Source organism: Paracoccus litorisediminis (genome assembly GCF_009711205.1).
GTDB lineage: Bacteria > Pseudomonadota > Alphaproteobacteria > Rhodobacterales > Rhodobacteraceae > Paracoccus > Paracoccus litorisediminis.
The window spans coordinates 273,200-295,530 of record NZ_WMIG01000003.1; the positions used below are offsets into that span (position 1 = coordinate 273,200).

Annotated in this window: 21 protein-coding genes; 9 read left to right on the forward strand and 12 right to left on the reverse strand. The window is 64.0% G+C overall.

Annotation, left to right across the window (positions count from 1 at the left end):
• Positions 1 to 2 precede the first annotated feature (2 nt).
• From urtC to GL300_RS09920, 8 genes are all read left to right on the forward strand, one after another.
• Complete coding sequence (gene urtC / locus GL300_RS09885; RefSeq protein ID WP_246195133.1) at positions 3 to 1,136, forward strand: urea ABC transporter permease subunit UrtC; 1,134 nt, start codon at positions 3 to 5, stop codon at positions 1,134 to 1,136.
• A gap of 8 nt (positions 1,137 to 1,144) precedes the next feature.
• A complete protein-coding gene (gene urtD / locus GL300_RS09890) occupies positions 1,145 to 1,894 on the forward strand; it encodes an urea ABC transporter ATP-binding protein UrtD (protein ID WP_155039459.1) in 750 nt (249 codons plus the stop codon).
• 10 nt (positions 1,895 to 1,904) lie between these two features.
• Entirely contained in the window at positions 1,905 to 2,594 is a 690-nt protein-coding gene (gene urtE, locus GL300_RS09895) for an urea ABC transporter ATP-binding subunit UrtE (RefSeq protein WP_155039460.1), read from the forward strand.
• Positions 2,595 to 2,614: 20 nt separating this feature from the next.
• Entirely contained in the window at positions 2,615 to 3,844 is a 1,230-nt protein-coding gene (gene fmdA, locus GL300_RS09900) for a formamidase (protein ID WP_155039461.1), read from the forward strand.
• A 50-nt stretch (positions 3,845 to 3,894) separates the two neighbouring features.
• Complete coding sequence (locus tag GL300_RS09905; RefSeq protein WP_155039462.1) at positions 3,895 to 4,224, forward strand: FmdB family zinc ribbon protein; 330 nt, start codon at positions 3,895 to 3,897, stop codon at positions 4,222 to 4,224.
• Positions 4,225 to 4,439: 215 nt separating this feature from the next.
• Positions 4,440 to 5,165: an outer membrane protein gene (locus tag GL300_RS09910; protein ID WP_170297649.1), complete on the forward strand. Its 726-nt coding sequence runs from the start codon at positions 4,440 to 4,442 to the stop codon at positions 5,163 to 5,165.
• Between the two features lie 5 nt (positions 5,166 to 5,170).
• On the forward strand, positions 5,171 to 6,307 hold the full coding sequence (locus GL300_RS09915) for a TIGR03032 family protein (protein WP_155039464.1): 1,137 nt from the start codon (positions 5,171 to 5,173) through the stop codon (positions 6,305 to 6,307).
• Positions 6,304 to 9,558, forward strand: coding sequence for an FG-GAP-like repeat-containing protein (locus tag GL300_RS09920; protein ID WP_155039465.1), 3,255 nt, complete (start codon positions 6,304 to 6,306; stop codon positions 9,556 to 9,558). Before GL300_RS09915 ends, GL300_RS09920 begins: the two co-directional genes overlap by 4 nt.
• A gap of 38 nt (positions 9,559 to 9,596) precedes the next feature.
• On the opposite strand, the gene GL300_RS09925 is transcribed toward GL300_RS09920, so the two are convergent.
• The 9 genes from GL300_RS09925 to GL300_RS09960 form a co-directional block, all read right to left on the reverse strand.
• Positions 9,597 to 10,607, reverse strand: a complete 1,011-nt coding sequence (locus tag GL300_RS09925; RefSeq protein ID WP_155039466.1) for a Gfo/Idh/MocA family protein — start codon at positions 10,605 to 10,607, stop codon at positions 9,597 to 9,599.
• Positions 10,608 to 10,877: 270 nt separating this feature from the next.
• Entirely contained in the window at positions 10,878 to 11,918 is a 1,041-nt protein-coding gene (locus GL300_RS09930; RefSeq protein ID WP_155039467.1) for an ABC transporter substrate-binding protein, read from the reverse strand.
• 15 nt (positions 11,919 to 11,933) lie between these two features.
• The gene (locus GL300_RS26165) at positions 11,934 to 12,116 is read right to left on the reverse strand and encodes a hypothetical protein (RefSeq protein WP_170297650.1); all 183 of its coding nucleotides are present in this window, start codon (positions 12,114 to 12,116) and stop codon (positions 11,934 to 11,936) included.
• The gene (locus GL300_RS09935) at positions 12,113 to 12,907 is read right to left on the reverse strand and encodes a HalD/BesD family halogenase (protein WP_155039468.1); all 795 of its coding nucleotides are present in this window, start codon (positions 12,905 to 12,907) and stop codon (positions 12,113 to 12,115) included. The genes GL300_RS26165 and GL300_RS09935 overlap by 4 nt, the downstream gene beginning before the upstream one ends.
• Positions 12,908 to 13,077: 170 nt before the next feature.
• Entirely contained in the window at positions 13,078 to 13,986 is a 909-nt protein-coding gene (locus tag GL300_RS09940) for a LysR substrate-binding domain-containing protein (RefSeq protein ID WP_155039469.1), read from the reverse strand.
• A gap of 88 nt (positions 13,987 to 14,074) precedes the next feature.
• Positions 14,075 to 15,574, reverse strand: a complete 1,500-nt coding sequence (locus tag GL300_RS09945; protein WP_155039470.1) for an HAL/PAL/TAL family ammonia-lyase — start codon at positions 15,572 to 15,574, stop codon at positions 14,075 to 14,077.
• Positions 15,567 to 16,391, reverse strand: coding sequence for a quaternary amine ABC transporter ATP-binding protein (locus tag GL300_RS09950; RefSeq protein WP_211595015.1), 825 nt, complete (start codon positions 16,389 to 16,391; stop codon positions 15,567 to 15,569). Before GL300_RS09950 ends, GL300_RS09945 begins: the two co-directional genes overlap by 8 nt.
• Positions 16,388 to 17,233: an ABC transporter permease gene (locus GL300_RS09955; protein WP_155039471.1), complete on the reverse strand. Its 846-nt coding sequence runs from the start codon at positions 17,231 to 17,233 to the stop codon at positions 16,388 to 16,390. The genes GL300_RS09950 and GL300_RS09955 overlap by 4 nt, the downstream gene beginning before the upstream one ends.
• A 72-nt stretch (positions 17,234 to 17,305) precedes the next feature.
• Positions 17,306 to 18,334: an ABC transporter substrate-binding protein gene (locus GL300_RS09960; RefSeq protein WP_155039472.1), complete on the reverse strand. Its 1,029-nt coding sequence runs from the start codon at positions 18,332 to 18,334 to the stop codon at positions 17,306 to 17,308.
• Between the two features lie 197 nt (positions 18,335 to 18,531).
• Here GL300_RS09960 and hutC point away from each other — a divergent pair, with 197 nt between their 5' ends.
• Complete coding sequence (gene hutC, locus GL300_RS09965; protein WP_155039500.1) at positions 18,532 to 19,266, forward strand: histidine utilization transcriptional repressor HutC; 735 nt, start codon at positions 18,532 to 18,534, stop codon at positions 19,264 to 19,266.
• Between the two features lie 44 nt (positions 19,267 to 19,310).
• Here hutC and GL300_RS09970 read toward each other — a convergent pair whose 3' ends face one another.
• From GL300_RS09970 to GL300_RS09980, 3 genes are read right to left on the reverse strand one after another with little or no spacing between them, the layout of a single operon-like run.
• Positions 19,311 to 20,474, reverse strand: coding sequence for a Gfo/Idh/MocA family protein (locus GL300_RS09970; RefSeq protein ID WP_155039473.1), 1,164 nt, complete (start codon positions 20,472 to 20,474; stop codon positions 19,311 to 19,313).
• Position 20,475: 1 nt separating this feature from the next.
• Positions 20,476 to 21,228 (reverse strand): sugar phosphate isomerase/epimerase family protein, encoded by a 753-nt coding sequence (locus tag GL300_RS09975; RefSeq protein WP_155039474.1) that lies wholly within the window; start codon positions 21,226 to 21,228, stop codon positions 20,476 to 20,478.
• Between the two features lie 17 nt (positions 21,229 to 21,245).
• Complete coding sequence (locus GL300_RS09980) at positions 21,246 to 22,328, reverse strand: ABC transporter ATP-binding protein (protein ID WP_246195134.1); 1,083 nt, start codon at positions 22,326 to 22,328, stop codon at positions 21,246 to 21,248.
• Positions 22,329 to 22,331 lie beyond the last annotated feature (3 nt).

Here is a 22,331-nt window from a genome sequence, read left to right on the forward strand (position 1 = left end):
CCATGAGTGATTTTCCTGCAATGGCACCCGGCCGCGAGACCGGCTTCCTGAACCGGACCGAGATGCTGGGCGCGGCCGCGCTGGCGCTTGTGATCTTTGTCCTGCTGCCCTTGGCGCTGGACCCGTTCCGGCTGAACCTGTTCGGCAAATACCTGACCTATGCCTTTGTCGCGGTCGGCCTTGTGCTGTGCTGGGGCGCGGGCGGCATCCTGAGCCTGGGGCAGGGGGTGTTCTTTGGCCTTGGCGGCTATGCACTGGCCATGTTCCTGAAGCTGGAGGCATCCACCCCCGAGGCCACCGCGATCCAGTCCACCCCCGGCATCCCGGATTTCATGGACTGGAACCAGATCACCGCGCTGCCCGGCTGGTGGCAGCCCTTCCATTCGCTGGGCTTCACCATCTTCGCGGTGGTGGCGGTGCCGGTGATCTTTGCCTTCATCATCGGCACGGCGATGTTCCGGCGCCGGGTGGGCGGGGTCTATTTCTCGATCATCACCCAGGCCATCGCGGCGATCCTGACCATCCTGATCATCGGCCAGCAGGGTTATACCGGCGGCGTCAACGGCATCACCGACCTGCGCACGCTCAAGGGCTGGGACATCCGCACGGATGAGGCCAAGACCGCGCTGTACTTCTTTAACGGCGCGCTGCTTTTCGCCTGCCTCGCGCTGGCACAATTCGTCCGCCGGTCCAAGCTGGGCCGCATCCTGATCGCCATGCGCGACCGCGAGGATCGGGTGCGCTTTTCGGGCTACGATGTCGCCTCGTTCAAGATCTTCGTCTTCTGCCTTGGCGCGGCTTTCGCGGCCATTGGCGGGGCGATGTTCACGCTGCAGGTGGGCTTCATGTCGCCCAGCTTCGTCGGCATCGTCCCCTCGATCGAGATGGTGATCTTTTGTGCGGTCGGCGGGCGCAATTCGATCCTTGGCGCGGTCTGGGGCACGCTGCTGGTCAACTGGGCCAAGACCACCTTTTCCGAAGGCTTCCCCGAGCTTTGGCAATTCGGCATGGGCGCGCTGTTCATCGCCGTGGTGCTGGTCTTTCCCGACGGGTTGGCCGGGCTGTGGAAGAGCCATGTCGAGCCACTGTTCGGGCGGCTGAAACCCCGCACCTCTGCCCCGCAACCCGCTGAATGAGGCCGGACATGACGGAAACCAAGGACAGTTTCATCCTGACGGTCGAGGACCTGACCGTATCCTTCGACGGGTTCAAGGCGGTGAACGGCCTGAACCTGTATGTCGAACCCAACGAATGCCGGGTGATCATCGGCCCGAATGGCGCGGGCAAGACCACGGTGCTGGACCTGATCTGCGGGCGCACCCGCGCCACCGGCGGCTCGGTCCGGTTCAAGGGTCACGAGCTGCTGAAAATGCGCGAGGACCAGATCGTCCATGCCGGGGTCGGGCGCAAGTTCCAGAACCCTTCGGTCTATGAAGACCTGACCGTGTTCGAGAATTTGGAAATCTCGTATCCGCGCGGCTATTCGGTCTTTGGCGCGCTGGCCTTCCGCCGCGATCAGGCGGTGCGCGACCGCATCAACGAAATCGCCGAGACCATCTTCCTGAAAGACCACTTGCAGGAAAAGGCCGCCTATCTGAGCCACGGCCAGAAGCAGTGGCTGGAAATCGGGATGCTGCTGATTCAGGACCCGGAACTGCTGATGCTGGACGAACCCGTCGCCGGCATGTCGGTGGCGGAACGGGTCAAGACGGCCGAGTTGCTGAACCGGATCATCGCCGACCGCTCGGTCATCGTGATCGAACACGACATGAAATTCGTCGAGGACATCGCGACCCGCGTCACCGTGCTGCATCAGGGCAAGCTGCTGGCCGAGGGCTCGATGGCCCATGTCCAGGCCGATCCCAAGGTCATCGAAGTCTATCTGGGCCATTAAGGGGGCATGAATGCTTGATATTGCGGAACTCCGTTCGGCTTACGGCGAAAGCGAGATCCTGCATGGCATGTCCATGCAGATTCCCAAGGGCCAGATCGTCGCCATCATGGGCCGCAACGGCATGGGCAAGACCACGCTGATGAAGACCCTGATGGGCATCGTGCCCACCAGGGCGGGCAGCGTCCGCGTGGATGACAAGGATGTCACGGCGTTGAAGCCGCATGAGCGCGTCGCCTCGGGCATCGCCTATGTGCCGCAGGGGCGGATGATCTTTTCCGCGATGACGGTGCAGGAAAACGTCGAAACCGGCCTGACCGTCACGGGCGAAAAATCCGTCCCGCCCGACATCTATGAGCTGTTCCCGGTGCTGCTTGAGATGAAGAACCGCCGTGGCGGCAACCTGTCCGGCGGGCAGCAGCAGCAATTGGCAATCGCACGGGCCTTGGCGTCGAAGCCCAAGGCCCTGCTGCTGGATGAGCCGACCGAGGGCATCCAGCCCTCGATCATCCGCGAAATGGCCCGCACCCTGCGCCGCATCCGCGATGAGCGGGGCCTGACCATCATCGTGTCCGAACAGGTGCTGAGCTTTGCCCTGGATGTCGCCGACCGCGTGATGGTCATCGAGAACGGCGAGATCGTCCATGACGCGCCCCGCGATGGCATCGACGAGGCCCGCATCGCCCGCTTCCTTTCAGTCTGACAGCCAAGAGGAGATTTGAATTGGCCGATACCCTGATTTCCGTGGACCTTTCGGAAAGCCCGCTGACGAACGAGAAAATCCACAACCGCTGGCATCCCGACATCCCGATCGCCGTCTGGGTCGAACCCGGCGATGAGTTCAAGATCGAGTGCTATGACTGGACCGGCGGCCAGATCAAGAACAACGACGACGCATCCGACGTGCGCGATGTGGAACTGGAGCAGGTCCATTACCTGTCCGGTCCCATCGGCATCAAGGGTGCCGAGCCGGGCGACCTGCTGGTGGTCGAGATCCTCGACATCGGCGCCAAGGAAGAGATGCAATGGGGCTTCAACGGCTTCTTCTCCAAGCAGAATGGCGGCGGTTTCCTGACCGAGCATTTCCCCGAGGCGCAGAAGTCGATCTGGGATTTCCACGGCATGTTCACCAAGTCGCGCCATGTGCCGGGCGTGAAATATGCCGGTCTGATCCATCCCGGCCTGATCGGCTGCCTGCCCGACCGCAAGATGCTGGACATGTGGAACTCGCGCGAAAAGGACCTGTTCGACACCGATCCGACCCGTGTGCCGGGGCTGGCGAACCTGCCCACCACCAAGGCCGCCCATATGGGCGCGATGAAGGGCGAGGCCCGCGAAAAAGCCGCCGCCGAGGGCGCGCGCACCGTTCCCCCGCGCGAACATGGCGGGAATTGCGACATCAAGGACCTGTCGCGGGGCTCGACCATCTATTTCCCGGTCTATGTCCCCGGCGCGGGGCTTTCGATGGGCGACCTGCATTTCAGCCAGGGCGATGGCGAGATCACCTTCTGCGGCGCGATCGAGATGGCCGGCTGGCTGCATCTGAAGGTCAGCCTGATCAAGGACGGCATGCAGAAATACGCCATCAAGAACCCGATCTTCAAACCCTCGCCCATTGTTCCGAAATATGACGACTACCTGATCTTCGAGGGGATTTCCGTCGATGAGGGAGGCAAGCAGCATTATCTGGACGTGCAGATCGCCTATCGTCAGGCTTGCCTTAACGCGATCGAATATCTGAAGAAATTCGGCTATTCCGGGGCGCAGGGCTACGCGATCCTGGGGACGGCGCCGGTGCAGGGGCATATCTCGGGCGTGGTCGACGTGCCCAATGCCTGCGCGACGCTGTGGCTGCCGACCGACATCTTCGATTTCGATCTGAAGCCGAATGTGAACGGACCGGTCAAGATGCTGGACGGCTCGGTCGATATTCCGCTGGCCCCCGATCTGTAAGCCAGATGGCCGGGGGACGCCCCCGGCCCCACCACCGTTGGAGGCTGGATATGCCCACCTATGACTATATCTGCAGCGATTGCGGGTCGTTTCAGGCCCATGCCGCAATGGCCGATTTTGAGAAGCCGCATTCCTGCCCGTGGTGCAGCGCGCCTGCCCGCCGCGCCATGCTCAGCGCACCGCTGCTGGCCAATATGGATGCCGGACGCCGCCATGCGCATGTTACGAATGAGCGCAGCGCCGACAGCCCCCGCCGCTCGCACGGGGCGGGCTGTTCCTGCTGTTCGGGCGCGGCCAAGAAGAAGCCCACCGGCACGCTGCACCGGCCCGACGGCTCAAAAAGCTTCCCGGCGAAACGGCCGTGGATGATTTCGCATTAGTCGCGATCTGGCGAGGGGTGATCCCCTTGCCAGCGTCCATCCTGCGGAGACTAATTCAACCATAGCGGGAGCTACGCGTTATATTCGGCGTCTCGTCCCGCTTTTGCCACAGCCAATCCGTTTCGTGACATCGAAGCGGATTTTTCTTTCATTATGCTTGACTTGTCGTATCTTTCGCCTCGCTCACGGATAGATTCTTTTGATTGAGGCTAGTTTTGCGCAACTTTTCCGGCGCCGCATTCGCGGCCCTTGCATTTCTGGGATGCAGCTTATCCGCGAGTGCCGATGACTGGTCAGGCTGTCATGCCGGGGTCAATCTGGGCGCGGCGCGGGCCAAGTCCACGGTGACGGATATGCTCTATGACGAGGGTCCCTATGCCGGGGCTGCGGCGTGGAACGGGGTTGGGGAAAGCGTAACGGCGGATGGTACCGATGCTTCGGTCGGGATGTCGCTGGGCTGTGACCGGCAGGTCGTGCCGATGGGCGAAGGGGCCTTGGTCATCGGTGGCGTTCTGGACATTGCCGCGCTGAATACCGGGGGCAGCGCCGCTTTTGGCGGGGCAGGGCACGACACTGTCGCGGCGTTTGAGGTGAACTCGGCTGCCAGCCTGCGGTTTCGGGCGGGCTACGCGCAGCAGGATCGGTTTTACTACCTGACCGGCGGCGTCACGCGCGGCGATATTGATGTCTCGGCGCGCGACCACGGGGGTCCGGCGTTGATGCAGGTCTCGGGTGGGGGCGGCAAGTCGGGCTGGGTGATCGGCGCGGGCGTCGAATGGCGCGTGGCCGAAAACCGCACGCTGGATGCCAGCCTGCTGCATTACGATTTCGGCACCCTGACCGCGACCGGAGAGGCGCGCGACCCCGCCGGGGCATTCCCGCGCTTTGAACATGACGTCACCGTCGACATGCTGCGCATCGGCCTGAACTGGCGGTTCTGACATTCATGTCCGACAGCAGCGCGGCATTGGCCGACAGCAATACCGGTGATCGGCAAGGCCCGCTGATCACCTTTTCCGCGGGCTTTGCCGATTGGCTGGACGCGCATCGGGCGGCGCTGGCGCTGACCACCTATCAGGCCGGGCGGTTGTTCTTTGTCGGACGCAAGCCCGATGGTGGCATTCGCGCACATGAACGGCTGATCGAGAATTGTCAGGGCCTGTGGACCGACGGGCAGACGCTGTGGACCAGCAGCGCCTTTATGCTGTGGCGGTTCCAGAATGCGCTGGCCGAAGGTGAGGTCACTCCATCCGGGGCAGATCGAAAATTCGTCCCGGCCGAGGGGCGGGTGACCGGCGCGATCGACTGCCATGACATCGCCATGGGCGAAGTCGATGGCGCCCCGCGCCCGATTTTCGTCAATACGCTGTGCAACTGCCTTGCGACGTTCAGCGACACCCACAGCTTTCGCCCGCTGTGGATGCCGCGTTTCATCAGCGCGCTGGTCGCCGAGGATCGCTGCCATCTGAACGGCCTGGCGATGGAGGGCACGCGTCCGGCCTGGGTCACGGCGGCAGGGCGCGCGGACATGACGGACGGCTGGCGCGATCAGCGCCAATCGGGCGGGGTGCTGATCGACGTCGCCAGCGGAGAGATCGCCGCCTCGGGGCTATCGATGCCGCATTCGCCGCGGCTGCATGACGGCCAGCTTTGGCTTCTGAATTCGGGCAGCGGCGAATTCGGCCATGTCGATCCCAAGGACGGGACATTCACGCCGCTGTGCTTCTGTCCGGGATTTGCGCGCGGGCTGTCCTTTGTCGGCCAATACGCGGTGATCGGCCTGTCCCTGCCGCGCTACGGAGGCAGCTTTTCTGGGCTGGCACTGGACCAGATGCTGGCCGGGAAATCCACGGTGCCACGCTGCGGTCTGCTGATCGTCAACCTGCGCACCGGCGCGGCGGAACATTGGCTGCGCTTCACCCATACCATCACCGAGCTTTACGACGTCGCCGTCTTGCCCCGGACCCGCGCTGCCGAGGCGGTCGGCTTCCGCAATGACGAGATCTGTCGCGAGATCCGCTGTCAGCCGCATGACATTCCCCTGACCGGCCACACCCCCATTCGAACCGAGGACATCCGATGAGCATTTTCAAACAAGGCCTGGTGCTGGCGACGGCGGGTAATCCAATGGGTGTCGCGATTGCCGATGTGGATGGCGACGGCCATCTGGATGTGCTGACGGCCGGTTTCAGCGGTGTGAACGTCTGGCTGGGCAGCGGGGACGGCAGCATGACCCCTGCTCCGTTGGTGCCGACACCGGTAAGCTACAGGATCGTGACCGGGGATCTGGACGGGGACGGGGATATCGACTTCCTGACCACAAATGGAAGCAATGACGGCGTCACCGTTGGCCTGAACTCAGGCGACGGAACCTTCACCACCAGCCGTGTCGGGGTGGGCAGCGAGCCGCGCGGGCTTGGTCTTGCGGATCTGGACGAGGACGGAGATCTGGATTTCGTCTCGGCCAACTTTTATGGCGGCAGCCTGTCGGTGATGCTGGGGAATGGGGATGGCACCTTTAGCCCAGCTGCAGGCGGGGATATCTCGGACGGTCCGGACCGGCCTGTCGAGACGACGATCGCCGATTTCAACGGCGATGGCCATATGGATCTGGCAGTAACCGACCAGAGTGCGCGCAACGTGGTGATCCTTTTCGGTCATGGCGACGCAAGCTTCGATGCCCCTGTCCCAGTCGGCACGAGCACACTCTCGAACGCGATCACATCGGGCGATATCGACGGCGACGGCGATATTGACCTGATCGTCGGGCAATATGGCACAGTGATGGTTTCGGTGCTCAGAAATGACGGCACAGGTCAGTTCAGCACGGATCTCACCATCGCCGGGTCGGTAAACAATTCCTATGACGCCGCGCTTGGCGATCTGGATGGCGACGGCGATCTGGACATGGTGGTGACGGATGCCGGCTCCAGCTTTATAAACGTCCTGTTCAACGATGGCGCGGGCAACTTTGCCCTGGAGACCGGATCGACCATTGCCGTCGGCACCTCGCCCACCGGAGTATCGCTGGGGGATTTCGACGAGGACGGCGACCTGGACATCGCGACCGCGAATCTAAATTCGAACAGCTCGCACGTCCTGATCAACACCATGGCGACCTATTCCGTCGGCGCGACCTCGGACCTTGAGGAACAGGCTGGTGGCGCGGGGGGTGAACTGGTCTTCACCATCACCCGCACCGCCACATCCGAATCCGAGGTGGTGAGTTTCGCCTTGGGCGGCACCGCGACTGCGGGTTCGGATTACACTGCCCCCGGCAGCCTGACTGCCAGCTTTGCCGCCGGTGAGGCCACGGTCGTCATCCGCATTCCGATTTCGCCGGACACCCGGATCGAGAATGACGAAACCGTCACCCTGACCCTGACAGGCACCAGCGGCGAGGGAAGGATCTCGACTGGCGCGGGTGCCGCGACCGCGCTGATCATCACCAATGAGCTGCCGAACGTCGCCCCCTCGGGCACCGATCGGACGATCACCGTGATCGAGGATGGCAGCCGCACCATTGGCGCGGCCGATTTCGGTTTCTCGGATAGCGAAGGTCACAACCTGTCCGCGGTCAGGATCTCGACCGTGCCCGCTACCGGGCAACTGCTGCTGAATGGCGTCGCGGTGAGTGCGGGGCAGATGGTTTCTGCCAGCGACATCGCGTCGGGGGGGCTCGTCTATCATCCCGCCGCGAATGGCGACGGCAACGGCTATGCGTCCTTTACCTTTCAGGTGCGCGACGATGGTGGGACGCAGATCGGTGGCACCGATATGGACCAGACACCGAACAGCCTGACGATCAACGTGACGCCAGTGAACGACGCGCCGGTGCTGACCGGCGATCTGCGTGCCACCGTGGCCGAGGGCGGGCGCTATGTCCTGACCGGCGCGGATATCGGCTTCAGCGATCCCGATGATAGCGCATCGGGCGTGGTGTTCCGGGTCTCGGGGGAAAGCAATGGCGTGCTGCGCGTGGGTGGCGCGGTGGCCAGCAGCTTTACCGCCGCCGATATCACGGCGGGCCGGGTCAGCTTCACCCATAACGGGTCCGAGACCGGCGCGGTCTCGTTCCGGGTGTTGGTCGAGGATGGCAATGAGGACGGATCAGCCCCGACCCAGCAGATCTTCACCCTTGCGGTAACGCCGGTGAACGACGCGCCGGTGCTGACCGGGGACCTGCGGGCCACCATGGCCGAAGGCGGGCACTATGTCCTGACCGGCGCGGATATCGGCTTCAGCGATCCCGATGATAGCGCATCGAGCGTGGTGTTCCGCGTTTCGGGGGAAAGCAATGGCGTTCTGCGCGTGGGTGGCGCGGTGGCCAGCAGCTTTACCGCCGCCGATATCACGGCGGGCCGGGTCAGCTTCACCCATAACGGGTCCGAGACTAGCGCGGCCCAATTCCGGGTGCTGGTCGAGGATGGGAATGAGGACGGCTCAGCCCCGACGGCCCGCACCTTCAACCTGGGCGTGACCCCGGTGAATGATGCGCCCAGCCTTGCGGTAACGCCGCTGGTTTCGACATTGGCCGAGAATGCGCCGACCACGACGGCGATCCGGGTGGCGAACCTGACGATCTCGGACATTGATGGCGGGACGAACCACCTGACGCTGACCGGGGCGGATGCGGGTCTGTTCGAGATCAGGTCGGGCGCGGTCTGGCTTAGGGCCGGGGCGGTTCTGGACTTTGAGTCCAACCCGACGCTGGACGTGACCCTGCGGCTTGACGATCCGACCATCGGCAGCGGGGCCGAGGATAGCGAAAACCTGCGGATCAACCTGAGCGATGTCGTCGAGGACCTTATCGGCACGCCCGGACGTGACCACCTGATCGGGACCTCGGTGGCCGACATCCTGTCCGGTCTCGGCGGCAATGACACCCTGTCGGGCGGTGCGGGTCAGGACACGCTGATCGGCGGGGCGGGTGTCGATCTGCTGCGCGGTGGGGCCGGGGCGGATACCTTCGTCTTTGCCCTGCGGGATTCGGCCTCGGGCTATTCCGGCTATATCAGCAACAGCACACTGAACCCGCTGTCAGGGGCGGGGCGGCGCGACATTATCCTTGATTTCACCCATGGTCAGGACCGGATCGACCTGTCCGGCATCGACACCGACCCGAGCCGGGCGGGGGATCAGGCGTTCGTCTGGGGGGGCAGCGGGAATTTCTCGGACAGCCGGGCCTCGGTGGTCTATCGCCAGTTCGATATGGCCGCGTCGGCGAATGACCGGACCATCATCTATGGCGATACCGACCATGACGGCCGCGCCGATTTCCAGATCGAGCTTGCCGGGCTGGTCACGGTGACGCGGGATGATTTCGACCTTTAGCGCGGCGGGGGCTGCGCGCCCCCGCAAGGCTGCCGGGCCTAGTCCGCGACTTTGACCCAGCCGCCGCTGCGCTCACTTTCCGTGATCGCATCCAGCACCCGCATCGAGCGGATCGCATCCTCGACACCCCAAGGCAGCCCGCCCTGACCCAGCGCGGCCAGCGCAAAGGCTTCGGCCATGTCGGTATACTGGTCCGAGCGCGGCAGGATCTCGCGCCGGGCCAGCGCGCCGTCGAAGCTTTCGCCCTTGTCGATCAGGATGGCGGTCGGGGCGTTTGCGGGCGCGTTGAAGGGGATCACGATCTCGACCCGGCCCTTGGTGCCCACGATCTCCAGCGACTGGCCGGGGACAAGCTGGGTGGAGACCGTAAAGACCAGCTGCCGCCCCGCCCCGAAATCGGCAATGACGCTGGCCAGACGGTCGGTGCCGAAGGTCTGGTCGCGCTCGACCAGTGACACCACCCGCTGCGGCTCGGCACCAAAGAAATAGCGCCCGGCGGTGACCGGGTAGCAGCCGATATCCAGAATGCCGCCGCCGCCGATCCCGGCCTGATTGCGGACATTGGCCGGGTCGTCGTTGAAATAGGTGAACAGCGCGCGGACGACGCGCACCTCTCCCAACTCTCCGGAAGCGACGATTTCCAGGGCGCGCTGCCATTGGCGATGGAAGCGGACCATGAAGGCCTCAAGGATCAGGCGGTCCTGACGCGCGCCGCGCAATTGGATGGCCTCATCCGCGGTGATGGCGATGGGCTTTTCGCACAGGACATGCTTGCCCGCGGCATTCGCCGCCAAGGTCATGGGCACGTGCAGGTGATTGGGCAGCGGGTTGTAGATCGCGTCCACTTCCGGGTCTGCCAGCAGTTCCTCATACGAGCCATAGGCGCGTTCGATCCCCAGCCGGTCGGCGGCGGCGCGGGCATTGGCCACACTGCGCGAGGCAATGGCCACGACCTGCGAATGGGGCGATTTCATGATCGCGGGGATCACCTTGGTCAGGCCGATATTGGCGGTGGAAAGCACGCCCCAGCGGATCTTGCGGTCGGTCATGTTCGGCCCTCATGTGCGAATGCCCCGCAGGGCGCGGATGCGGTCCAGCGCGATGATGCTTCGGCACCCAAGCCACAAAGGTAGGGCGACGCGAAGGGACATGGATTGGTAATCGCCGGACGGGCCGTCGGCAAGTCCATGTATTCGGTCGCAGAAATGCAATGCAAACCCTGTCGCAATGCCCGCCCCCAAGGTCGGGCAATGCAACAGGCAGCCGACGGGAAATGCCGCCGTGAGCGGCGCTTTCGCTGATCTTCCCGCCGGGGCCGCTTAGTTGACGCTGGCCTTGATCTTGTCCGCCGCCTCGGCCGAGACCCATTTGCCCCAGATTTCGGGATGTTTCTTCAGGAATTCCTCGGCGACCTCGCTGGAATCCTGCTTGTTTTCGGCCATCTGCGCCACGCTGGCGTTGATCATATCCAGAGGGAATTCGGCCTTGGCAAGAATATCGACCACTTCGGGTGCGGCAGCGTGGAAGTCCTTGTTGAAGGCATAGATGACCTCGACCGGGGGAAAGGCGCAGCCGGCGTCGCGTTTGCCGTCCTCTTGGGTCAGCTGGCTCCAGCAGTCCTGATTGAAGGCGGGTTCCTCCAGCTGGACCACATCGAACTTGCCCATGACGGCGGTGGGCGACCAGTAATAGAACAGGATCGGCTGGCCCTGCATGATCTTTGACGTGATCTCGGCGTCCAGCGCGGTCCCGGTGCCGGGGCGGAAGTTCACATAGCTGGCGTCCAGCTTGTAAGCCTCAAGCTTGGCGGTGCTGACGCCCTCGCAGGTCCAGCCCGACGGGCAGTTCAGGAAGCGGCCCTTGCTGGGTTCCTCGGGGTCCGCGAACAGCTTGACGATCTCGGGATCGGCCAGTTGGGCGACGGATTTCAGGTTCGGGGCCAAGGGCGCGATCCCGCGCGCCGCGTCGCCTTTCACCAGATAGGCAGGAATGAACCAGCCTTCGCCCGCGCCGGTAAAGGGATGGCCGACGGGAATGGTCTTGCCCGCTTCCATGGCCTTGGCCAGAACCTCGCTGCGGCCGATCCAGTCTTCGGCAAAGATCTGGACCTCGCCATTCGCGGTCGCCATTTCCAGCGTGATCGTGTTTCCGGGGATGGAATCGGTCTTGCAGTCATAGCCATCGGCCAGAATGCGCGAGACGACATCCTTGATGAATGCGCCGCTTTCCCAGTCGACCCCGGCAAAGGTGATGGTCTTGCCATCCTTGCACCATGCGATGTCCGAGGCCTGTGCTGGCGCGCCCAGCAGCAGACCAAGCGTCGCCATTGCGGCGGTCAACGTCAGCTTGTCATTGGTCATGTCTTTAGCTCCCTGTTATGGATCTTGTTTCCAGTTCCTGTCGCCAGCATCCGCCCGCGTTGCATCGCGGGTCATCTGGATCATGCGCTGGCAGGACAGGTTCGTGCAGGTGGCGCAGGCACCGCTGGCCCGCCGATGAACGGCGGGCTGGATCGGCGGGCCGCCGACAGGTTCATGCGGCGCGGGCTGCAAGGTCATGCGGCGACGCTGCGGCCGTAAAAGCCGATCTGCTCCTTCGCGGTCATATTGACGCCGGGGCGGTCGAAGAAGGAGAAAATCGCAACCATGCGCTCGGTCGGGCCTTTGACCTGCGAGACGCGGTGCAGCGTGTCCACGCCGCGAAACACGTTCAGCGCGCCGGGGACCAGCTTGATCTTGCGCACCTCGGGGTCTTCGCCGCGCAGCACTGCCGCAACGCCCGCGTAGTTCGGATTGTCGGCGCTGCGCAGATCCTTGCGGTATTCCAGCTCACCGCCGGTTTCCGAGGCTTGCAGCAGGATGGTGGTGGTGAATTCGGAACGGTCGAAATGCCAGTTCAGCGCCTCGCCGTCGCGGCTGGCCTGAATGTTCACGCGGGCCATCGGGTCCTGCATGCAATACAGCGCGTCCTTGCCCATGGTGGCGGCCAGAAACGCGGCGAAGGGCGCCCAGTCGTAAAGGTCCAGCACCGGGTTGCCTGCGATCTGGTCGGCGCAAAGCGTGTGGTTGACGGTCTCGACCTTGCTCAGGACCGGATCGTCGTCGGAAAGCCCATCGACGCTGTCGCGGAAATAGACGTTATGCGATCGCGCATGGCGGTGGCTTTCGCTGGCCATCGCCGGAGCGGCTGCGGTTGCGGCGTCGACCGTCGCCTTGGGGCGCAGGAAGCCGGGCAGATCGAACATGCCGTCGGCAGCAAGGCGGGCCTTGCAGCGCGCGACCAGAGCCGCATAGGCGGCGGTGTCCGGTTTGTCCAAGGGATAGGTGTCGAGGTCAAGAAGGTGGTGCATCATCGGTCTCCACTTTGGCTGACCTCAGATAAGCGCAGTGGGGGTCCTTCCGGCAACGCGGCAAAATATTGGCCTGACCTAGAAAAACTTAATGCGTGGGGTGCAGGTTCACGGCCGTGCACCGCGCCTTTCCCGCGTGCTTGGCCAAGGTTGCGCAGGGTGTCCCAAGCCTAGCTGACCGCGCGTCCGCGCAGCCATTCGATCAGCGGCAGAAGATGTCTTTTTTGCTGTTTTACACGGGGATAGGCCAGACAATAGGACCGGCCCAGCGGAATGGTCAGGTCGGATATGCGGACCAGTCTTCCGGCCTCGACATCGTCATGAATCATCAGGCGCTGACCCAGTGCGACGCCCAGCCCTTCGCGCGCAAGGTCAAGCAGAACCGCCGAGCTGTGCACAAGAAAACCTTTGGTCAGGACGGGTTGAGGCAGGTTTGCGTGCGAATGCCATTTTTGCCAGCTTGGCTGGGTTCCAAAGCTGGGCCCCCAGCTGGTATGCAGCAGGTCCGCATCCGGAACGGCGGCCATGCCATGGGTTCCGATTTCGGGATGGCGCGCCAGATAATCGGGGCTGCAGACCGGGACCAGCACGTCCTGCGGCAGGTTCACCAGCTCAAGTTCCGGGTAATGCGTGCCGTCATAGGCCAGCCGCAGGTCGATGTTATGGCGGGCAAAGTCGACCGGATCGGGTTCGACCCGCAGGTCGAAGCGGAAATCGGGATGGGCATGGCAATATTCCGCGATCCTGCGGGTCAGCCATTTTTCGGTCACGGATTCGATCGCGCTGATCACCAGTCGCGCCCGTGACCGCTTCAGCAGATGCTCCTCGGTCGTGTCCGAAATGATCTGCAGCCCCGAGGCCGCGCTTTCAAAGAAGGAATGCCCGGCATCGGTCAGGGTGACGCGGTTGTTCTGGCGGGTGAACACCGTCTTGCCCAGATAGTCTTCCAGCTTCTTGACATGCTGGCTGATCGCGGCAGCCGAGACGCCGATTTCCTCGGCCGCCGCAGTGAAGCTGCCGGTGCGGGCGGCGGCCTCGAATGCCCTGAGCGAGTTCAGCGGCGGAAGGGTCAGCGGCATGTTCGGTCACCTGCATCTGGAAGGCGCGGAGAGACCCGCGCCTTGCCATGTTCTTTACCTTCGCACCTTTCACAAGGGCGCGGCAGGGTTACGCCGGAACCGGCTCGGGCTGCAGCGCCGGTTGGCGCAGCATTTCCGCCACCGCCTGAATCAGCGTGTTCAGCGGGCGGTCATCGGCATAGACCGGGGCAATCCGGCGGACATGGCGATAGGTCCGCGCGATTGCCGGGCTGGCGGGCGCTCCGGTGGTCAGGTCGATCGCCTGCGCCGCGCAGATCAGCTCGATCGCGAACAGCAGCTCCAGATTGTCCAGCAGCCGGTGCAGCTTTTCGGCGGCCGAGGTGGGATGGGGCAGGATGTCCTCTTGCAGGGCCGAGGTGATGCCGCCGTCAAGGCTGGCGGGCGCGGCCAGCCTGCGGTTTTCGGCAACAAGCCCCGCGGCGGTGTATTGCGCGATCATCATGCCCGATTGCAGCCCGCTGTCGCGCGCCAGAAACGCGGGCAGGCCGCTGACCAGCGGGTTCACCAGCCGGTCGGTGCGCCGCTCCGAGATCATGCCCAGTTGCGCCGCGGCAATGGCCATCTGGTCCAGTGCGATAGCCAGAGAATTGCCCATGGCATGGGCGGTCGAATAGACCTTGGGCGCGTCCGGCGTGCCGCCGACGGTGGGATTGTCGCTGGCGCTGTGCAATTCGCGGGTGATGATCTCGGCCGCCTGCCGCATCGCCGCGCGCACCGCGCCATGGACATGGGGGACGGCGCGCAGGCTCATCGGGTCCTGGGTTCGGTCGGGCAGGATCGCGGGGCGATGATTGCCAAGCGCATCGCGCATATTGCCTGCGACCTGCCACATTTCCGGGGCTTGCCGCAGATGCATGGCGGTGTCGTCAAAGGGCGCGGCCTGCTGGCCAAGGACCGAATAGGTCATGGCGGCACTGGCATCCGCCCAGTCGCAAAGCGAGGCCAGCCGGTCCAGCGCCAGACAGGCGAGCCCCGTCGAGCAGGGCGTGCCATTGACCAGCGACAGCCCCTCTTTCGCTGCCAGCGTCAGGGGCTGCAGCCCGGCACGGGCCAGCGCGTCGCGTGCGGACATCGTCTTGCCGTCGCAGAGCGCCATGCCCTCTCCGATCAGCAACAGGCCGATCTGCGCGCCATAGGTCAGATAGCCGACCGAGCCGCGCGCCGGGATCAGCGGTACCACACCCGCATTCAGCAGCGCGACAAGGTGATCGACCACGACTGGCCGGATGCCGGAATATCCCAACGCGAACAGGTTCACCTGCGCGGCCATGACGGCGCGGGCCTCGGTCGCGGACAGGGGCGCGCCGACACCACAGGCATGGCTGAACAGGATATTGCGCGACAGTTGCGCCTGCTCGGGGCGGTCGATCAGCACATCGCACAGGGCACCCACGCCGGTATTGATGCCATAGCCGCGAATGCCCCGGTCGATCAGCGCATCGACGATGCCACGCGCGGCGGCGATCCGGCCCTGCGCCGCATCGGACAGAGACAGGGTCGCGCCATGGGCCACGGCGGCGATCTGGGCGGCGGTCAGCGGCTGGTCAAGACGAACCGGATCACGCATGGACGGCGGTCCTGCCCTGAACGAAACGCGCGACATAGTCGTTTGCCGGATTGGCCAGGATGTCATTGGGCGTGCCGACCTGCACCAGCTCGCCATCCTTCAGGATCGCAATGCGCGAGCCGATGCGCAGCGCCTCGTCCAGATCATGGGTGATGAAGACGATGGTCTTGGCCAGATCGCGCTGCAATTGCAGAAGCTGGTCCTGCATGTCCGAGCGGATCAGCGGGTCCAGCGCGCTGAAGGCCTCGTCCATCAGGATCACGTCGGTATCGGCGGCCAGCGCCCGCGCCAGTCCGACGCGCTGCTTCATGCCCCCCGAAAGCTGGTCGGGATAGCGATGTTCATAGCCCGACAGCCCGACCTTGGCGATCCATTCCATGCCGATCGCCTCGGCCTGCTTGCGGGCCGTCCCGCGCGAGATCTGGCCGTAGATGACGTTTTGCAGGACCGTCTTGTGCGGGGCCAGCGCGAAGCTTTGGAACACCATGCTGATGCGGTTGGTGCGAAAGGCGCGCAGCTCTTTTCGGCCCAAGGTCAGGACGTTGGTGTTGTCAAAGAAGATCTCGCCGGCGCTGGGTTCGATCAGCCGGTTGAGATGGCGCACCAGCGTCGATTTCCCCGACCCCGACAGGCCCATGATGACAAAGATCTCGCCCGCCGGGATGTCCAGCGTGATGTTGCGCAGACCCACGCCGCAGCCGGTCTTTTCAAGGATCTCGGCCTTGCTCAGCCCCTGTTCGACCAGCGCGATCGCCTTGTCCGCGCCTGCGCCAAAGATCTTGGAGACGCCGCGAATTTGGATGCCAGACATGCTCATTTGAACCTCCGGGGCTTGCCGAAGCCCTGCGTGATGCGATCCAGCACGATCGCAAGGATGACGATGCCGATACCTGCTTCCAGCCCCTTGCCCACATCCAGCGTCTGGATGCCGTTCAGGACGGTTTCGCCCAGACCCCGCGCCCCGATCATCGAGGCGACGACAACCATCGACAGCGCCATCATGATCGTCTGGTTCAGGCCCGCCATGATGGTCGGCATGGCTAGGGGCAGTTCGGTCCCGAACAGGATGCGCATCGGGCTGCCGCCAAAGGCGGTCGAGGCCTCGACGACCTCATGGTCGACTTGGCGGATGCCCAGATCGGTCAGGCGGATCAGCGGCGGCACGGCATAGATGATCGTGGCCAGCACCGCCGGAACCTTGCCCAGCCCGAACAGCATCAGCGCCGGGATCAGATAGACAAAGCTGGGCATGGTCTGCATCACGTCCAGAACCGGCAGGATGATCCGCTGCACCGAACGGAACTTGGCGGCAAGGATGCCCAGAGGGATGCCGATGACCACTGAAATCAGCGTGGCCATGGTCATCAGCGCCAGCGTCTGCATGGTCTGGTCCCACAGGCCCAGCATGCCCACGACCAGCAGCATGATGCCGACGCCGATGGTCAGGACGACGCGGCGCGTGCCCAGCCATGCCAGCACCATGAAGGCGATGATGACGACCCACCAGGGCGTCCCGCGCAGCACGCCCTCGATCAGCAGCAGAACCTGCAGGATGGCGTCCGAAATCGCCCGAAAGGTGCTGCCATAGTTCGTGACCAGCATGTCGACGAAATGGTTGATCGGCTTTCGGATCGAGAAGTTGAGCGATTCAGGGAACAAGGGACCGACCTCGATGAAAAGACTGTTGCGGACGGCCCGCCTGATGACAGGCCGCCCAGACGGTGGCTTTTGTCAGTTCAGGCTGGCGCTGATCTTGTCCTTGGCCTCGGGGCTGACCCACGCGCCCCAGATGTCGGCCTTTTCCTTCAGAAAGACCTCGGCCGCCTTGGCCGCGTCGACCTCGTTGTCGACCATATAGGCAAGGCTGGCGTTGACCTGATCCAGCGGGAAGGTCGCCTTGGCCAGCACCTCGATGATCTCGGGGGCGGCCTTGGCAAATTCGCTGTTCACGCCGTAGGCCACCTTGACCGAGGGGAAGGCGCAGGCGGCCTCATGCTTGGCGGCGGGATCGGTCAGGTTGGCCCAGCAGGCGTCCGAATAGGCCGGTTCCTCCAGCTGGGTCAGGGCGTATTTGCCCATGATCGCGGTGGGCGACCAGTAATAGAACAGGATCGGCTGGCCCTGCTTGTAGGCCGAGGAAATCGCCGCATCCAGCGCGGTCCCGGTGCCGGGGCGGAAGTTGGTATAGCTGTCGCCTAGGCCGTAACCCTCAAGCTTGGCGGTCGATACCCCCTCGCAGGTCCACCCCGAAGGGCAGTTCAGGAAACGCCCCTTCGAAGGCTCCTCGGGGTCCGAGAACAGGCTGACGATCGCGGGGTCCTTGAGCTGATCGACCGATTTCAGGTCCGGGGCGACCGGCTTGATCCCACGCGCCTCGTCGCCCTTGACGACATAGGTCGGCACGAACCAGCCTTCGCTGGCGCCGGCGAAAGTGTCGCCGATGGCCTGAACCTTGCCCTCGGATTCGGCCTTGTTCCAGATGTCGCTGCGGCCGATCCATTCCTCGGCAAAGATCTGGACGTCATTGGTCGCGACCGCGTTTTCCAGCGTGATCGAGTTGCCGGTGATGGTGTCGGTCTTGCAGTCGTAGCCTTTGGCAAAGATCGTCTCCATCACCTTGGTGATGAAATCGCCGCTTTCCCAGCCGATCCCGGCAAAGGTCAGGGTGTTGCCGTCGCCGCAATATGACGCCTGTGCGGCCATCGGCAGGCCAGCCAGACAGCCGGTAAATACCATCGTGGCAAGTGTGTTCGTTTTCATGAAGCGATCTCCCGGTTGCTTGTCATTCACCGGAACCGCACCCCTGCCGACTCAGCCGGTTCTGTTGGTGCCGTCCTGTCTATACTTGTATATGGAACCATAAACTTTCATGTGGCAACAGTCTCGTCACAGTGGCACAGTTTGGGCCGGGGCCATGTCAGCGGCCAATCGACTGCCGGAGAGCATGCGTGACCAAAATGATAGCAGACAGCTTGTTTCTTTATCATTCGACCAAGGGCGTGCCGCTATATGAGGCGGTGAAGGACTATTTCCACGACAAGATCCGCAGCGGCGCGCTGAAGCCCAATGCGCGGATTCCCTCCGAAAACGAGATCGTTGCCCAATTCGGCGTCAGTCGGATGACCGCCAACCGCGCCCTGCGCGAGCTTGCGACCGAGGGCAAGATCATCCGCGTCCACGGCGTCGGCTCATTCGTGGCGCGTCCCAAGCCCAGTTCGACCCTGCTGGAGGTCCGCAATATCGCCGATGAGATCCGTGAGCGCGATCACGCCCATACGGTCAGGATAGAATTGCTTGAGCCCTGCCGTGCCAATGCGGTCCTGCAAGAGGAATTCGGTCTGCCGTCGGGCGCGCGGCTGTTCCATTCGATCATGGTGCATAAGGAAGACGGCGCGCCGATCCAGATCGAGAACCGCTATGTCAATCCGGCGCTGGTGCCGGACTATCTGGATCAGGATTTCACCCAGCAGACGGCGAATGCCTATCTGACGCGCTGCGTCGCGATCACCCGCTCGGATGTCGAGGTCGAGGCGGTGCTGCCCAATGCCACCGAATGCCAGCGTTTGGACATCCCCGAAAACGAGCCCTGCCTGCGGCTCAAGCGCCGGACATGGCACGGGGACGATGTCGTCACCGTGGTCTATGCGCTGCATCCCGGCTCTCGCTATCGGCTGACCAGCGGCAGGATCTGAAATATGGCGCGACGGCCGGGAAGGTCCCCGGCCGTCGCCTTGCCTTAAGCCGTGCGTGCGGCGGGGGCGGCTTCCTCGGCGCGCAGCAGGGCTTGCGCGGCATCGGGACCCAGCGCCTCGGGGCGGGTGCAGGTGGTGGTCAGGGTGATCCATTCGCCGGTCTCGCCCGCCTGCAGGATGGATGTCATCACCTCGATCACATGCAGCGCGCGGGATTGGTCGCAGCGGAAATCGCCGCCCTCGCGGATGGCGCGGGCCATGTCGGCCAGACCTGCGGCGCGGTAATTGGCGCGGGCGACACCATTGGCCGTCTCATTCGGCACGGCAAAGGGATGGTCCCACGTCGTGACCGGAGCCAAGGCCTCGCCGCGATGCGAGACTTCGACCGGGCCGCCAAAGAAGTTCGGATCGGGCAGGATCATGCTGCCCTCGGCACCGTAGACCTCCATATTGCCGTGGCGGTGGCCGTGGACATCCCAAGACGCGCCCAAGGTCACCATCGCGCCGGATGCGAATTGCAGCAGCGCATGGATGGTCGTCGGCGTCTTGACCGGGATGCGTTCGCCCGCGCGGGGCTCCGAGCGGATCACCCGTTCCGCGCTGGCCATGCCGGTCAGGGCGGTGACGCGGGCGACCGGGCCCAGCAGGTTGACGAAGGCTGCGATGTAATAGGGGCCAAGATCAAGGATGGGGCCGCCGCCGGGCAGGAAGAAGAAATCGGGGTTCGGGTGCCAATGCTCCATCCCCGCCGACATCACATGGGCGGTGGCGCTGTGGACCGGGCCGATTTCACCGGCATCCAGCAAGGCGCGGGCTTGCTGATGCGCGCCGCCAAGGAAGGTGTCGGGGGCCGAGCCGACGCGCAGCCCCTTTTCCGAGGCAATCGCCTGCAATTCGCGGCCCTGCTCGACCGACAGCACGAAGGGCTTTTCGGAATAGACATGCTTTCCGGCCAGAAGTGCGGCGCGGGCGACTTCGAAATGCGCCGCCGGGATGGTCAGGTTGACGATCAGGTCAACCTGCGGATCGGCCAGCAGCGCATCAGTGGTCAGGGCGCGGACGCCATAGGTTTCGGCGGCGCGGGCGGCTGCTTCCGCGTTCAGGTCGGCCACGGCCACGACCTTGATGCCGTCGAACAGGGGCGACATTTCGAAATAGGTCTTCGAGATGTTTCCGGCCCCGATGATGCCGATATTCAGGTCAGTCATGTCAGGCCTCCAACCCGGCATTCAGCGCCACTCCGGCGCGGGCGAAACGGGCGTCATCCGAGGGATTGTCATGCTCCATGACCAGAATCCCCGCCTTTGTCCGGCCAAGCGCCGCGTAAAGCGCGGGCCAGTCCAGCACGCCGGTTCCGGGATCGGCCCAGCCATCCTCATCGGTCTTTTCACCGGCGGGGGCGATGTCCTTGACATGGGCGGCGGTGATGCGGTCGGCATGGCGGGCGATCCAGTCATAGGGATCGGCGCCACCGCGGATGATCCAGGCAATATCCGCCTCCCATTCCAGATCGGGGCCGCCTTGCAGTATCGCCTCCATCGGGACGACGCCATCGGCGGTGGGGACGAATTCGAAATCATGGTTGTGCCAGCCAAAGCCCAAGCCCGCCTCACGCAGGGGCGCACCGGCGCGGTCCAGACGCGCGCCGAATTCGCGCCAACCCGCGCCATCGGTGGGGCGCTGGTCGGGCATGACATAGGGCGCGTAATAGGTGCGGATGCCCAGACGCGCGGCCAAGGCGATGAAGCGGTCGGGATCGGCCTCAAGCTCGGCCAGATTGACATGGGCGCTGGGGACGCGCAGGTCGTTTTCCTCGACCGCGCGGGCCAGAGTGTCGGGCTGGGCCAGCAGCGCGCCGTAGGGCTCGACCGCCTCATAGCCTGCACGGGCAAGCATGTCGCAGGTCTGTTCCAGACCCGAGAAATTCCGCGATGAGTATAGCTGATAGGACAGAACAGGCATTGGGTGATCCTTGGGGTTCAAAGCCGAAGTTCGGATTGCGGGTCGAAAAGCGACGCGCGGGAAATGTCGAAGGTCAGGGACAGGGTCGTGCCTTCGGGGATGTGGGTGTCGTCGGGGGTGCGCAGGGCAAAGCGCTGGCCGTCAAGCGACAGGTGGATGACGCTTTCCGCGCCCATATGCTCCTGCAGCTCGACCTTGGCGGTGACCCCGTCCGTGCCGGTGCGAAAGCCGGTATGTTCGGGGCGGACGCCAAGGATGGCCTCGCCGTCGCGGGGACGGCCGTCATAGCCCGCCAGCGGGATGCGGTGGCTGTTGAAGACAAAATCCTCGCCCTCGATCCGGCCTTTCAGGAAGTTCATCGAAGGGCTGCCGATGAAGCCCGCCACATACAGGTTCACCGGGCGGCGATAGATTTCATCGGGCGTGTCGAATTGCTGGATGACGCCGTGACGCAGCAGCGCGATGCGCGAGGCCAGCGTCATCGCCTCAATCTGGTCATGGGTGACATAGACCATGGTATTGCCCAGCTTTTCATGCAGGCGCTTGATTTCCACCCGCAATTCGGCGCGCAGCTTTGCGTCCAGATTCGACAGCGGTTCGTCGAACAGGAACAGGTCCACGTCGCGCACCAAGGCCCGACCGATGGCGACCCGTTGGCGCTGGCCGCCCGACAGCGCGCCGGGCTTGCGATCCAGATAATCCTCAATCTGCAGGATGCGGGCGGCGCGGTCGATGCGGCGGGCGATCTCATCCTTGGGCAGCTTGGCGTTCTTCAGCCCGAAGGCCAGATTGCCGCGCACCGTCATCTGCGGGTAAAGCGCATAGGACTGGAAGACCATGCCGATGCCGCGATCCTTGGGCTCTTCCCAGGTGACATTGCGCCCGTTGATGAAGATCTGCCCATCCGAGACATCCAGCAGCCCCGCGATGCAGTTCAGGATCGTGGATTTCCCCGACCCCGAGCCGCCCAGCAGGACGATGAACTCGCCGCGGCCGATCTCCATGCTGACGTCATGCAGCACCTGCACCGCGCCGAAGGACAGTTGCAGCCCCCGGATGGACAGTGAGCTGTCGGTGACTGAGACGGATTGATGCATCATGGC

Bases quoted from the DNA above. Each gene is read 5' to 3' on its own strand.
- urtC (WP_246195133.1), top strand. From the start codon at position 3: ATGAGTGATTTTCCTGCAATGGCACCCGGCCGCGAGACCGGCTTCCTG.
- urtD (WP_155039459.1), top strand. From the start codon at position 1,145: ATGACGGAAACCAAGGACAGTTTCATCCTGACGGTCGAGGACCTGACC.
- urtE (WP_155039460.1), top strand. From the start codon at position 1,905: ATGCTTGATATTGCGGAACTCCGTTCGGCTTACGGCGAAAGCGAGATC.
- GL300_RS09905 (WP_155039462.1), top strand. From the start codon at position 3,895: ATGCCCACCTATGACTATATCTGCAGCGATTGCGGGTCGTTTCAGGCC.
- GL300_RS09915 (WP_155039464.1), top strand. From the start codon at position 5,171: ATGTCCGACAGCAGCGCGGCATTGGCCGACAGCAATACCGGTGATCGG.
- GL300_RS09920 (WP_155039465.1), top strand. From the start codon at position 6,304: ATGAGCATTTTCAAACAAGGCCTGGTGCTGGCGACGGCGGGTAATCCA.
- GL300_RS09925 (WP_155039466.1), bottom strand. From the start codon at position 10,607: ATGACCGACCGCAAGATCCGCTGGGGCGTGCTTTCCACCGCCAATATC.
- GL300_RS09930 (WP_155039467.1), bottom strand. From the start codon at position 11,918: ATGACCAATGACAAGCTGACGTTGACCGCCGCAATGGCGACGCTTGGT.
- GL300_RS26165 (WP_170297650.1), bottom strand. From the start codon at position 12,116: ATGACCTTGCAGCCCGCGCCGCATGAACCTGTCGGCGGCCCGCCGATC.
- GL300_RS09935 (WP_155039468.1), bottom strand. From the start codon at position 12,907: ATGCACCACCTTCTTGACCTCGACACCTATCCCTTGGACAAACCGGAC.
- GL300_RS09940 (WP_155039469.1), bottom strand. From the start codon at position 13,986: ATGCCGCTGACCCTTCCGCCGCTGAACTCGCTCAGGGCATTCGAGGCC.
- GL300_RS09945 (WP_155039470.1), bottom strand. From the start codon at position 15,574: ATGCGTGATCCGGTTCGTCTTGACCAGCCGCTGACCGCCGCCCAGATC.
- GL300_RS09950 (WP_211595015.1), bottom strand. From the start codon at position 16,391: ATGAGCATGTCTGGCATCCAAATTCGCGGCGTCTCCAAGATCTTTGGC.
- GL300_RS09960 (WP_155039472.1), bottom strand. From the start codon at position 18,334: ATGAAAACGAACACACTTGCCACGATGGTATTTACCGGCTGTCTGGCT.
- hutC (WP_155039500.1), top strand. From the start codon at position 18,532: ATGATAGCAGACAGCTTGTTTCTTTATCATTCGACCAAGGGCGTGCCG.
- GL300_RS09970 (WP_155039473.1), bottom strand. From the start codon at position 20,474: ATGACTGACCTGAATATCGGCATCATCGGGGCCGGAAACATCTCGAAG.
- GL300_RS09975 (WP_155039474.1), bottom strand. From the start codon at position 21,228: ATGCCTGTTCTGTCCTATCAGCTATACTCATCGCGGAATTTCTCGGGT.
- GL300_RS09980 (WP_246195134.1), bottom strand. From the start codon at position 22,328: ATGATGCATCAATCCGTCTCAGTCACCGACAGCTCACTGTCCATCCGG.